At 70.3% G+C, this 12,879-nt stretch carries 9 protein-coding genes; 1 reads left to right on the forward strand and 8 read right to left on the reverse strand.

Annotation, left to right across the window (positions count from 1 at the left end):
- Positions 1–104 precede the first annotated feature (104 nt).
- Positions 105–551, reverse strand: coding sequence for a MarR family winged helix-turn-helix transcriptional regulator (locus AB5J50_RS11405; protein ID WP_369257219.1), 447 nt, complete (start codon positions 549–551; stop codon positions 105–107).
- A 127-nt stretch (positions 552–678) separates the two neighbouring features.
- Between AB5J50_RS11405 and AB5J50_RS11410 the strand changes: the two genes are divergently transcribed.
- The gene (locus AB5J50_RS11410) at positions 679–1,053 is read left to right on the forward strand and encodes a cupin domain-containing protein (protein ID WP_369257221.1); all 375 of its coding nucleotides are present in this window, start codon (positions 679–681) and stop codon (positions 1,051–1,053) included.
- 9 nt (positions 1,054–1,062) lie between these two features.
- Here AB5J50_RS11410 and AB5J50_RS11415 read toward each other — a convergent pair whose 3' ends face one another.
- The 7 genes from AB5J50_RS11415 to AB5J50_RS11445 all read right to left on the reverse strand — a co-directional run bounded on the left by AB5J50_RS11415 (position 1,063) and on the right by AB5J50_RS11445 (position 12,744).
- Complete coding sequence (locus AB5J50_RS11415) at positions 1,063–1,560, reverse strand: hypothetical protein (protein ID WP_327427598.1); 498 nt, start codon at positions 1,558–1,560, stop codon at positions 1,063–1,065.
- Positions 1,553–4,336: a CHAT domain-containing protein gene (locus AB5J50_RS11420; protein ID WP_369257223.1), complete on the reverse strand. Its 2,784-nt coding sequence runs from the start codon at positions 4,334–4,336 to the stop codon at positions 1,553–1,555. The genes AB5J50_RS11415 and AB5J50_RS11420 overlap by 8 nt, the downstream gene beginning before the upstream one ends.
- 206 nt (positions 4,337–4,542) lie before the next feature.
- Positions 4,543–5,517, reverse strand: a complete 975-nt coding sequence (locus AB5J50_RS11425; protein ID WP_369257225.1) for a hypothetical protein — start codon at positions 5,515–5,517, stop codon at positions 4,543–4,545.
- Positions 5,514–8,969, reverse strand: coding sequence for a DNA polymerase III subunit alpha (locus AB5J50_RS11430; protein WP_369257227.1), 3,456 nt, complete (start codon positions 8,967–8,969; stop codon positions 5,514–5,516). The genes AB5J50_RS11425 and AB5J50_RS11430 overlap by 4 nt, the downstream gene beginning before the upstream one ends.
- Before the next feature lie 338 nt (positions 8,970–9,307).
- Entirely contained in the window at positions 9,308–10,354 is a 1,047-nt protein-coding gene (locus AB5J50_RS11435; protein ID WP_369265368.1) for a S1 family peptidase, read from the reverse strand.
- Positions 10,355–10,732: 378 nt separating this feature from the next.
- Complete coding sequence (locus AB5J50_RS11440) at positions 10,733–11,614, reverse strand: slipin family protein (protein WP_369257229.1); 882 nt, start codon at positions 11,612–11,614, stop codon at positions 10,733–10,735.
- Positions 11,615–11,844: 230 nt separating this feature from the next.
- Positions 11,845–12,744, reverse strand: coding sequence for a S1 family peptidase (locus AB5J50_RS11445; RefSeq protein ID WP_369257231.1), 900 nt, complete (start codon positions 12,742–12,744; stop codon positions 11,845–11,847).
- Positions 12,745–12,879 lie beyond the last annotated feature (135 nt).

Below are 12,879 nucleotides of genomic sequence, written 5' to 3' on the forward strand. Positions count from 1 at the left end.
GCTGTTCACTCGTCAAGTTACGGGCGAGTAGCTCAGGTGTGAAGTTACGCGTCAGTAAAAACTTCCAGCGGTAACCAGAGGCGATGGTTGCAGCCGATGAACCGTCACCAGGCGGGCCTGATGGGACCGTAGGGCGCAATGCGCACCAAACGGTCGCGCAACGCGCGCATTTCACCCTCGCCGAGCAGTTCGCTCCACGCCCGCACGGCATCGGCGGCCGCCTCCTCCGCCGCGCGAGTGCAGGCCCAGCCGAGCTCGGTCAGCACGATCAGCCGGGCACGCGCGTCGTCGGGATGCGGGCGCCGCTCGACGTATCCCTTGCGGACGAGTTCCTCGACGAGCTGGCTGGCGGCCTGCTTGGTGACCCCCAGATGGCCGGCGAGGTCGGTGACCGTCGCCCCGTCCGGAGCCAGCCGCGTGAAGGCGAAGCCGTGCGCGGGCCGCACCCCCTCGAACCCCCGGGCGACCACGCCGTCATGAATACGCTGCGTCAGCTCACCGGCGGCGGCGAGCAGCGCGGCGGACAGGGCTATGGCCTCGGAGTTCTGCACGGAAGCATTGAAACACCCCGGGCATGTTGGTCAAGCAGCTTGACGTATTGGTCAATCAGCTTGACCATATTGAGGTGTGGTCAAGGAGCTTGACCATTCCGAACGTCCACGTCCATGGAGGTCCGCCGTGCCCGTAGTCCGTCCGTCCGAAGCCGTCACCCACGAGATCCACGGCGCCCGCTTCATCTCGTACGCCACTCCCCTGAGCGGCAGCAAGGAGCTGTGCGCCTGGCGCGGCGAGATACCCGCGGGGACCAAGGCCCCGCTCCACACCGTCAACCGCGAGGAGATCTTCCACCTCCTCGCCGGCGAACTGCTGATCACCCTCGACGGTCGCACCGAGCGGATCACCGCGGGCGACACGGTGATCATCAACCCGGGCGCGACGCTCGGCGTCGAGAACCCGACCCAGGAGACCGCCGTGTCGTGGGTCACCACGTCCATCGGCCTTCAGGCGGAACTGGCCGACGGCTCCGTGATCACTCCACCGTGGGCCAACTGACAAGGAACGTCACCGGAGTTGGGCTTCGTCCAGTTCGGAACGCCAGTGGCCCCGCGCCTGGTCGTAGTGCAGCGGGCCGAGGCGGTACTGGGTGAGGTCGATGGTCAGGAGTTGCCGGTAGCCCTCGTCGGGCAGGTCGTGTTCCAGGATGACGCGCAGGCCGGTGGCCGGGTCCTGGAGTACGACCGGCGGGGGCGCGGTCGCGGGCGTCGGCACGGGTGTGGGCGCCAGAGCCGGGGCCGGGCGCCGGATGGCGCGGATGGCCTTCTGGAGCAGGCCGTAGCCGTCCTCGGCGGCCTTCTCGCCCAGCGTCGTGAGGAATGCCTGTAGGGGGAGGGCGATCAGGATGAGCCAGGTCAGCGGCTCGACCGCACGACGCGGCGGCAGGACACGGACGCTCGGCGAGTAACCGAGCGCGGTGAGGGCGTCGGTCAGCGGTTGTTCCTGCTCGGGGGTGACATGACGGTCGAGGAGGAGATCCGCGACAAGGGGTTCGGGGTCAGTCATCGTCTCCTCCGGTCAGGCTCCACAGTTGTACGGTCTTGTCCTCGCTGGCGGTGGCAAGGCGGCGACCGTCGAGGCTGAACGCCACGCCCCGCACGGCTTTGTCATGGGTGATTTTGAGTAGTTCGGTACCGGTACCGGCGTCCCACACCCGTGCGGTGTTGTCCTCACTGGCGGTGGCCAAGTGCAGGCCGTCGGGGCTGAACGCCACCCTGCGCACACTTTTGGTGTGGGTGACTTTGAGGAGTTCGGCGCCAGTGTCGGCGTCCCACACCCGCGCGGTCTTGTCCTTGCCAGCAGTGGCCAAGCGCCGGCCGTCGGAGCTGAACGCCACGTCAGACACCCGGGCGTTGTGGGTAACTCCGAGCAGTTCGGCACCGGTGCGGGCGTCCCACACCCGCGCCGTCTTGTCCTCACTGGCGGTGGCCAAGCGCAGGCCGTCGGAACTGAACGCCACCCCCCAGACATAGTCGGTATGGGGGATCTTGAGCAGTTCGGCACCGGTACCGACATCCCACACCCGCGCCGTTGAGTCCCGACCGCCAGTGGCCAGACGCAGGCCATCGGGATGGAACGCTACCCCGTAGACGGACCCGCCTGGATTGACTGAGCACAGTTCGGTGCCAGTACTGGCATCCCACACCTGCGCAGTGCTGGTCTGGTCGGCAGTAGCGAAGCGACACCCGTCGGAACTGAACGCCACGTCCAACGCCGATCCGAAAACACCGAGCTGGACAAGGACAAGTCTCCTGCCTCGTTCGTCAATGATCAGTGCGGTCCGCCTGTTGCAGGCGACTGCCAGACGGGTGCCATCGGGGCTGAAGGCGACCGCATGGGCAGTGCCCGTTGCCCGGAAGGTGAAGAGACGGGCGGCCTCGGAGATGGCCACGGGGGTGCGGCCGATCTCCTGGCGGGCGCGGGCCGTGAGTTGGGCGGTGTCACGATAGTCGGGGTCGATGGCTCTGACGTGTGCCAGCGATTCCACAGCGCGCTGCCAGCGCCCCGCGTCGAGATGGTCCAGAGCCTCGCGATAGTGGCTCGCAAGAGCTTGGTCACGCGCGGCGGTCTCCAGCGCTTCCCGGGCACCGCTCACCATCGCCACCAACTCCGCGATGGCATCGGCCTCCTGCGTATGCTGCGCCAGGCGCTCGGCGGCGACCAGCACGGCCTCCCAATGGCCGGCTCCGTACAACGTGACGATCTCGTCGTGCAGTTGGGCGGTCACCTGTTCGCGGCGCGCCTGCTCAAGGAGTTGCTGGGCGTCGCGGTGGCCGGGCTCGGTGGTGACGATCGTCTCGAGGTTCTCGACCGCCTGCTCCCAGTCACGGGCGGCCACGGCCTCGGTGGCGGCGGCGTACAGCGCGGCGAGGCGCTGGCCCTGGCGCGCCCGGGTGAGTTTGGCCTGGCTGTCGCGGTAGTCGCGGTCGTGGGCGATGACCGTACGGAACGCCTCGACCGCCTGGTCCCACCGGTCGGTGTACAGGGCGCCGAGCCCTTCGGCGTACAGCTCGTCCAGGTCGGCCCGCTGCTTTGCCGAGGGACTCTTCCGAAGGCCGAAGCCGATGCCGGGGCCGGGGTCGAGGTCGAGGTCAGGGGCGGGGCGGAGGTCAGGAACGGGGCCGGGACCGACATCATCGGCAAGGTCGAAAAGATGCCCGTTGCCGTCGAGGGAGCGCATGTACAGCACCGGCGTGCCCCATTCCAGGGTCTGCGGCCGGGAGATGGACATGGCCTGGCGGGCCTCCATGACCGCCACGTCGATCGGCAGCTGTCGGGCGAGGGCCTCGTAGAAGGTGCGCGCGCACTCCAGGGCGGCCTCGTCGCTCACCTCGTACTGCATGGCGAGCACGGCGGGCATGCCTTTGCGCATCAGCGCACCCGCCACGCTGGAGAACGGGTTGAGCGCGTCCGCGCGCCCGCTCTCGCAGGCGTTGAGCACCGCAAGGCGTAGTGAGGGATGGCCGGCCAGCAGCATCGCCAGCTCCCCGGCGCCCAGGAAGTGCGTGCCGCCCTGCTCACCGGCCAGCGCCAGGGTGCCTTCCTGAGCCCGGGCGTCGAACCCGCCGTGCCCGATGAAGTGCAGCACGTGCCACCCGCCCTGGCCGGACTGCTGTCCGCCCGGAGCGTGGGTACGGGCGTCACGGCGGACGGCGTCGCGCAGGTCACGCCAGGTCTGCCCGGCCACCCAGCCCAGCTCCACCCGGCCCTCGGCCACCAGGTCGGCCAGCGCCTCGCGCAGCCGCTGCTGCTCGGCGTGCGCCGCGAGCGGTTCCTGGTCGTCGGGACGGGCGACCATCCCCAGAATCCGCAGCGGTGGCACCACCCGTAACGCGGCCACCGGCCGTGCGACCTGCGGATGGCGCACCAGCGGGAGATCCAGTCCCAGGTAGCCGTCCTCGCCGGTGTCGTACATGAACTCCCAGGGCAGCCTGGCCAGTTCGGGCGGCTGGACGCGCAGCACCAGCCGTACCTGTCCGCCCTGCTGGGCGGCACGGTTGCGCGCGGCCATCAGCAGGGCCGAGCCGGTCCCGGCGAGCAGGGCGTCGAACAGGATCCGCCCCAGCTCCCGGACCGGCGCCTCGTCCCCGACCGCGGCACGGCGTACCCGGGCCGAGGACGCCACCACCGCGTCCGGCACCCGCGCCGCCAGTGCTTCCAGGTCCCGCAGGGGCGGCAGCCGCATCACCCCGGGCGCCTCCTCGCCGCCGGCCGCGCGGAACACCACGGGGTAGCCGTGCTCGCCACGAGGCCCCACTTCCACCTGGAAATCGACGTCCACCCGCAAGTCCCCCCGCACCGTGCCCGACTGGCATCAGCCAGTGTGGCGCAGCCACCCCGGGTGATTCCACGGAATGTGCTCGATCGCGGCCTGAACTCCGGCCTCCCGGCACGCGGAGGACTCGCGCACCGTCCCGCACCCCGGCGGAGTCAGGAGCCGGAAGCCGGAAGCCGGAAGCCGGAAGCCGGGCCACGGTCGCACGGACATCACGCGGCCAGCGTCCCCGGCCCGATCACATGCGGCCCGAACTTCGCCCGCGCTCTGTCCGCGACCTCCTCGATACGGCGGATCTTCTCGTCCACCGGGTCGAAGGTCAGCTGGTGGGAGGCCTGTTCGGCGGGGGTAAGGCCCTCGGCGCGCAGGGCGATCGCACGGACTCGGGCACGCTGGAGACCGAGCGCCTCGTACATGCGGTACGCCGTGTCCGTGAGCGTCGACGAGTGGGCGGTCGGCTCCTTGAGCGTGCGGCTGCGGGTGGTCGTGGAGCGGTCGGCGTAGCGGACGGTGAGGGTCAGCGTGCGGCAGACCTTCTCCAGGGCGCGCAGCCGGGTGCCCAGTTCCTCGGTGGCGGAGAGCAGGGCGCGGCGGTGCCGGGACGGGTCCAACTCGTCGCGGGAGAAGGGGCGTTCGGTGGCGAGGGAGCGGGAGGTGGCGTTCGGGACGACCCTGCCGCGGTCGATGCCGGACGCCTTCTCGTGCAGCTCGCGGCCGGTGCGGGCGCTGGTGAGGCGTTGCAGCGTGGACAGGGGTGCGGCGGCAACCTTGCCAATGGTGTCGAGGCCGTACTCGCACAGGGTGCGGGCGGTGGCGCCGCCGACTCCGGGCAGCGCGGCGACGGGCCGCCCGGCGAGGAACTCCCGGGCGGCGTCCGGGTCTTCGGGCACCACACGGGTCACCCCGGGCGCGGCGTCCCGCAGGGCCATGCGGGCGAGCATCGGCCCGGGCCCGGCGCCGATCACGCAGTCGATCCCGTACAGGGCGAGCGCCCGCACCCGGATCAGCGAGGCGAACTCCACGGCACCGCGCCCGAAGTACCGTTCGGCGCCCCGCAGGTCCAGCAGCGCGCCGTCGGGCGGCAACGCCTCGATGACGGGGGTGAACTCCTCCAGCAACCCGAGGAGTTGGGGCAGGGCGGCCTCGTACATCGGAGGCAGCTGGAAACGTACGCAGAGGATGGTCATCCCGCACTCCCCGGACTCTGGTGCCACAACTTCTTTCCTCCCGCGGGCCCTTCGCCCGCGGGACGCAGATCGGCCCAGGGGTGCATCTCGTACCCCGTGGACATGCGGATCGTCCGGCTCTCCTTCGCGCCCTCCCCCTTCGGGAGGGGCTCCGGTACGGGCTCCGCCAGCCGCGCCGCCACCACGTCGAGGCCGCCCTCGGCGCGCAGTTCGGCCAGTTCGGCGAGGTTCCAGGCCGCCGCGCCCACCACGCTGAGGCTGCGCGGACCCCGGCGCTGCACCACTCCGCGCACCAGCAGCAGCCAGGAGTGGAAGACCGTGTGGGCGCAGGCGTCGTGGGAGTCGTCGAAGAAGGCGAGGTCGACCAGGCCCGTGCCGTCGTCCAGGGTGGTGAAGATGACGCGCTTGCCGGAGCGGATCGGCGGGGTCTGGGTGGCCGCCTTGGCACCCGCGACCAGAACCGTCTCGCCGTGCCGCGCCTCTCGCAGCCGGCGCGCCGTGACCACGCCCAACTCCCCCAGGAACTCCCGGTGGTCGTCCATCAGATTGCGCGAGGCGTCCATCGACAACACGCCCAGCTCGGCGCTGAGCCGCTCCGCCGAGGAGAGGTCGGGCAGCCCGGCGGAGGCGGTCTTCCGCCCGCCGGACAGCGGGAGTTGCCCGCCGCCCGCACCGCGCGCGCCCCGGTGGAGCTCGGTCAAGTGCAGTTGCAGATCACGCCGGTTGGCACCGAAGGCGTCCAGTGCGCCGACCTGCGCGAGCCGCTGCGCCAGTGGCCGGCTCGGCCGGGCCCGCTCCCAGAAGTCGAGCAGCGAGGCGTACGGCTGCCCGTCCGCGATCCGCGCGGCCTCGGCCTCGCTGATGCCGTGCACGTCGGAGAGGGCCAGCCGGACACCCCAGCGACCGGCGGAGCCAGCTGATTCAGACACCAGTTCGATACGGTGGGCGACCGCAGACCGGTTCACGTCCAACGGCAGGATCGGCACCCCCCGCCGCCGCGCGTCCGCCAGCAGCAGCCGCTTCGGATACATCCCGGGGTCATGGGTGAGCAACCCGGCGTAGAACGCGGCCGGGTGATGGGCCTTCAGCCACGCCGACTGATACGTCGGCACGGCGAAGGCGACCGCGTGCGCCTTGCAGAAGCCGTACGACCCGAAGGCCTCGACGATCTCCCAGGTCCGCGCGATGGTCTCGGCGTCGTACCCCTTGGCCGCCGCGTTCTGCGCGAACCAGAACCGGATCCGCCCCTGCGATTCGGGGTCGGAGAGCCCGCGCCGCACCCGGTCCGCCTCGTCACGCCCGCAGCCGGTCATGATGTCGACGATGTCGATGATCTGCTCATGGAAGACGACGACTCCGTACGTCTCCTTCAGCGGCCCTTCCAGGTCAGGGTGCGGATAGCGGATCGGCGCCCGCCCGTGCCGCGCCTCGATGAACGGCCGCACCATGTCGGCGGCGACCGGGCCGGGCCGGAAGAGCGAGATGTCGACGACGAGGTCGTGGAAGGTCGCCGGCTGCAGGCGTCCGACCAGGTCGCGCTGGCCCGGCGACTCGATCTGGAAGCAGCCCAACGTCTCGGTGGACTGGACGAGTTGGTACGTCGCCGGGTCGCCCGGCGGTACCGCGTCGATGTCCAGCCGGTCCCCCGTCGCCCGCTCCACCTCGGCCACCGCGTGCGCCATCGCGGACTGCATCCGCACGCCCAGCACATCGAGTTTGAGCAGCCCGAGATCCTCGACGTCCTCCTTGTCGAACTGCGACATGGGGAAGCCTTCGCCGCTGGTCGGCATGACCGGCGTACGAGCGAGGAGGGAAGCGTCGGAGAGAAGGACACCGCACGGGTGCATGGCGATGCCGCGCGGGAGGGCGTCGAGGGACTCGACCAGCTCCCACAGCCTGCCGTATTTCTCTCCTTCCCGCCGAAACTCCCCGGCCAGTTCGCGCAGTTCGGGCAGCTCGTCCATGGCCGCGCGGGCGTCGCGGGCGCGGATGTGCGGGAAGGACTTGGCGATCCGGTCGATGTCGGCGGGGTCCATGGAGAGGGCGGCGCCCACGTCGCGGATGGCGTGCCGGACCCGGTAGGTCTCGGGCATCGAGACGGTCGCGACCCGCTCGGTGCCGAACCGGCCGATGATCGTGCGGTAGACCTCCAGGCGGCGCGCGGACTCCACGTCGATGTCGATGTCGGGCAGCACGGAGCGGCGCTTGGACAGGAAGCGCTCCATCAGCAGACCGTGCTCGACGGGGTCGGCGTGGGCGATGCCGAGGAGATGGTTGACGAGGGAGCCCGCGCCGGAGCCGCGCGCGGCGACCCGGATACCCATCTTCCGTACGTCGTCCACGACTTGAGCGACCGTCAGGAAGTAGGAGGCGAAGCCGTGGTGGGCGATGATGTCCAGCTCGCGGTGCATCCGCTCCCAATAGGCCCGCTTGCGGTCATAGCCGCGCAGCACCATGCCCGCCGCCGCCCGGGAGGCCAGGACGCGCTGGGCGGTGCGGCGGCCCGCGCCGACGAGGTGCGGTTCGGGGAAGTGGACGGTGCCGATGCCGAGGTCGTCCTCGGGGTCGACGAGGCACTCGGCGGCCGTGGCCCGGGTCTGTTCGAGCAGGCGGTACGCGGTGTCGCGACGGTAGCCCGCGGACTCGACGATCCGTTCGGCGGCGCTCAGCATGGCGGCCTCGTCCTTGAGCCAGGCCTCACCGGAGTCCAGCTCGCGCCGCGGGTCGACGGGGACGAGCCGGCGGGCGGCGTCCAGTACGTCGGCGACCGGGCCGAGGCCTGGGTCGGCGTACCGGACGGCGTTGCTCAGCACCGGCCGCACCCGCTGCTCGGCGGCGAAGCCGACGGTGCGGGCGGCAAGGCGCAGCGAGCCGGGGCCTGTGCCCTTGCGGCCGTGCCAGACGGCTTCGAGGCGCAGGGCGTCGCCGTAGATCTCCCGCCAGGGCGCGAGCAGCTTCGCGGCCCGGTCGGGGCGCCCGGCGGCGAGCGCGCGGCCGACGTCGGAGACGGGGCCGAGCAGCACGGTCAGGCCTTCGGCGTGGTTGTCCGGCCAGGGCAGCAGGGGCTGGCTCGCGCCGGCGCCGGGACCGCCGTCCGCATGCACCGCCGTAACGATTCTGCAGAGATCGGCCCAGCCGGCCGCGCCGTCCCGGGCGAGGAAGGTCACGCGTGGTGTCGACTCGTCGATGAAGGCACCGCCACGGACCGGCGCGCGACGCCGCTCCCCCCGTACGGGCTCCCCGACCGCGAGCTCCGCGCCGAACAGCGGACGGATGCCCGCCTTCGCGCAGGCCTTGGCGAACCGGACCGTGCCCGCGAGGGTGTCCCGGTCGGTGAGAGCGAGGGCGTCCATGCCCAGCTCGGAGGCGCGCTCGGCCAGTCGCTCCGGGTGCGAGGCCCCGTACCTCTGGGAGAACCCGGAAACGGTGTGCAGATGCGTGAACCCTGGCACACGCACCTCCCGCACTCGCGAGCCCTGTCCAGGCTCTCGAACATTAGTTCCCAACTGCCTCACCCCCACCATAGACCAATTTCCGAACAACTGTGCGACATCCGTTCGAGCCCGTCCCACCTGCGCAAACACCGGACGGCGCGACCGGCGACCGGGCCCGGGCCGGGGTCGGCGTACCGTCGGCCGGCGCACGAACGCGCCCTAAGGGGCGCGGGGAACTGCGCGACCAGCCACAGACGGCCCGCACCTTCTGTACGGCGCTTCGTTCTGTACGGCGCTACGCGAAAGCCCCGCCCCCGCACAAGCGAGGACGGGGCTCCGTCAAATGGTGCGAGCCGTCAGCCGATCTCGGCACCGAACGTCGAGAGCGCCTCGGTGACCGGCTGGAAGAAGGTCTCGCCGCCCGAGGTGCAGTCGCCGCTGCCGCCGGAGGTGAGGCCGATCGCGGTGTCGCCGTCGAACAGCGAGCCGCCGCTGTCACCGGGCTCGGCGCACACGTCGGTCTGGATGAGCCCGTTGACGATGTCGCCGTTGCCGTAGTTCACGGTGGCGTCCAGGCCGGTGACCGTGCCGCTGTGCACCTGGGTCGTCGAACCGCTGCGGGTCACCTTCTCACCGACGGTCGCGTCGCCCGCCTTGGTGATGGGCTGCGAGGAGCCGTTGTACAGGTCGACCTCGCTCGGGTGGTCGACGTTCCCGGTGTACTTGACCAGACCGAAGTCGTTGTCCGGGAAGCTGGACTGCTCGTTCGTGCCGATCTGGTTGCCGCTGGAGTCCGACCAGGTGGAGATCGCCTCGGTGCAGTGCCCGGCGGTGATGAAGTACGGCTGCCCGCCCTTGACCACGTTGAAGCCGAGCGAGCAGCGCCCGCCGGAGCCGGTGATGGCGTCGCCGCCCGCTATGAAGGGCTTGAACTCCCCCTTCGTACGCTGGAGTTCGGCCGTGGAGCCGAGCGCGTCGACGACCTTGGTCAGCTTGGCCCACTCGGCCGGGGAGACCGTACGGTCGGCGGTGACGACGACCTTGTTGGTCCCCGGGTCGGTCGCCCAGGACGTGCCGGGGATGGTCGCGTCCTTCTTGAGCGTCGTACGGGCGCTCTTCAGCTCGGCGAGGGAGTTCTCGACGATTCTGGCCCTGGCGCCGGCCGCCGCGACGGTCTTGGCCGCGGCCTCGTCGAGCACGTTGACCACGAGGTGCCGGGACTTCGCGTCGTAATACGTTCCCGCCGCGTCGGCGCCGAGGTCCTCGCCGAGGGTCGAGGCGAGCTTTCCGGCCGCCGTGATCGAGAGCGTGTGGGGCGCCGGGGTCTTCGGGGCCTCGCTCGCGTTCGCAGTCTGGAAGGTGACTCCGGCGGCGACAAGTGCGGCGATGCCCGCACCCGCCATTACGGCACGCCGCTTGGGTATGCGTCGGTGCTTCAACTCACGTCCTCCTGTGGGGGGTCGGTCGGGGTGGTAATGGGGACCTCCCCGACCGGAAGGCGTACGGACATGAACCCGGCGCACGACAAAAAGCGGCGTCAGACCGCGCCAAAGGCAGCATCAGAGCGTGCCAAAAGCAGCTTCGGACCGCATCGAGCCGCGTCCATGCCAGTTGTTCGCGGCCCACTATTCCGAGGCGCACAGGGGGCACACAAGGTCGACTTCTGGACGCCCGTGCGCCAACAGGCGTGCGCCCCCGGCGCCTTGACCGTGCGTTGTCACACCACGTGGGTTCCCTGTGCAAACACTCCGCGCGTGTGGTCGCTATGCGGCCTGTGAGGACTAGTCCTGTCTGGTTTTCGACCCTTCGGCGCCCTGATCCAAGGGAGTTTCCGTAGGCGGCAGTTGCTCCTGCACCGGTTGCTGGACCGCGGGCGGTGACTGCTCGGGCGCCGGAGGGGCCGACGGTTGCGCCCGCTCCAGGAACCGCAGCAACTCCACCGGGAAGGGCAGTACGAGCGTCGAGTTCTTCTCGGCCGCGACCGCCACCACCGTCTGCAGCAGCCGCAGTTGGAGCGCGGCGGGCTGCTCCGACATCACTCCGGCGGCCTCCGCGAGCTTCTTGGAGGCCTGGAGCTCCGCGTCCGCGTTGATGACCCGGGCGCGCCGCTCACGGTCGGCCTCGGCCTGCCGGGCCATCGACCGCTTCATCGTCTCCGGCAGCGACACGTCCTTGATCTCGACGCGGTCGATCTGCACACCCCAGCCCATGGCCGGGCTGTCGATCATCAGCTCCAGGCCCTGGTTGAGCTTCTCGCGGTTGGACAGCAGATCGTCCAGATCGCTCTTGCCGATGATCGACCGCAGCGAGGTCTGCGCCATCTGCGAGACCGCGAAACGGTAGTCCTCGACCTGGATGACCGCGTCGGCCGCGTCCACCACCTTGAAATAGACGACCGCGTCGACCCGGACCGTCACGTTGTCCCGCGTGATGCCCTCCTGCGCGGGCACCGGCATCGTCACGATCTGCATGTTGACCTTACGAAGCCGGTCGACGAAGGGCACGACCATCGTGAACCCGGGACCGCGCACTTCCGAGCGCAGCCTGCCGAGCCGCAGCACCACGCCCCGTTCGTACTGTTTGACTACACGGGCCCCGGCCATCACATAGACCAGCCCCACGGATGCGACGGAGACTCCCGCCGCCACCAGTTCACCGACCATTACGGCCCCCCAGGGTCCGAAGTGGCGCATCAGGCGTGTACAGCGTGCACGGATCAGACGTGTACAGCGTGTACTTCGACGGTAACTCCGTCACCTGACCAAGGGCGAGCCCCCGCACGTCAGTTGCGTGCGGGGGCTCGCCTGCTGCTGGCTGCAGGTCTGGCCGTGCGGAAGCCGTATGTGGGGGGTAGCGGCCAGTCAGCCGGCCTGTCGATCAGTCGACCGGTCGGTCAGCCGACGCTCACGCCGTAGTAGCTCAGCGCCTCGGTGACCGGCTGGAAGAAGGTCGTACCGCCGGAGGTGCAGTCGCCGCTGCCACCGGAGGTCAGACCGTAGGCGACGGTACCCGCGTAGAGCGGACCGCCACTGTCGCCGCCCTCGGCGCACACCGTGGTCTGGATCATCTGGTAGACCACGTCGCCGCTGCCGTAGTTGACCGTGGCGTTCAGGGCGGTGACCCGGCCGCTGTGTGTGCCGGTGGTCGAGCCACGACGGTAGACGGTGGTGCCCACGCTGGGCGTGGCCGCGCTGCTGATGGTCTGGCTGCCGACCGCGCTCGGGTGGGCGATCGAGGTGTTGGTGTACTTCACCAGCGCGAAGTCGTTGGTCGGGAAGCTGTAGCTGACGTTCGTGCCCAGCGTCGTGGTGTGACCGGAGTTGGAGTACCAGGTGGAGGCGACCTCACCGCAGTGGCCGGCGGTCAGGAAGTAGTAGGTGCTCCCGCTGTGCACGTTGAAGCCGAGCGAACAGCGGTACTGGCCGCCGTAGATGGCGTCGCCGCCGGTGATCAGCTTCTTGAACTTGCCCGAGGTGTGCTTGATGGTGAGGGCGGCGGCGTTGCCGCCCGCGTCCTTCTTGATCTTCGCGATCTCGGCCTTCGAGACCGTGCTGTCGACGGTGACGACGACGCGGTTCGTCTTGCTGTCGACGGCCCAGGCCGTGCCCGCGATGTCGGACTTGAGCACCGACTTGTTCACCGAACTCAGCTGGGTGGCGCTGAAGGTGTGCACGTCGGCCGCGTTCGCGCTGGGGATCGCGAACGATGCGGCGGCCACGAGCCCGGTGGTGACGGCGATCAGCCGGGTCCGTCTCGCTATGCCGCTGCGGGGGGTGGTGCGCTTGATCCTCACGTTTCGTTCCTCCGAAGGGAAGTCGGGGGCCCTCGTGTCGTGGGGTAGGGGGCCCGTGAGGCGCAGCCGGGGGCCGCCCATCCGGATTCCGGACAAGCCGTGCCCCTGACAAGCGCTGTGGGGGAGTATTCGGCG

Source organism: Streptomyces sp. R35 (assembly GCF_041053035.1).
Classification (GTDB): Bacteria; Actinomycetota; Actinomycetes; order Streptomycetales; family Streptomycetaceae; genus Streptomyces; species Streptomyces lutosisoli.

Coding starts and splice junctions, on each gene's coding strand:
- AB5J50_RS11440 (WP_369257229.1), bottom strand. CDS start 11,614: ATGGTCGGTGAACTGGTGGCGGCGGGAGTCTCCGTCGCATCCGTGGGG.
- AB5J50_RS11415 (WP_327427598.1), bottom strand. CDS start 1,560: ATGACTGACCCCGAACCCCTTGTCGCGGATCTCCTCCTCGACCGTCAT.
- AB5J50_RS11425 (WP_369257225.1), bottom strand. CDS start 5,517: ATGACCATCCTCTGCGTACGTTTCCAGCTGCCTCCGATGTACGAGGCC.
- AB5J50_RS11435 (WP_369265368.1), bottom strand. CDS start 10,354: ATGGCGGGTGCGGGCATCGCCGCACTTGTCGCCGCCGGAGTCACCTTC.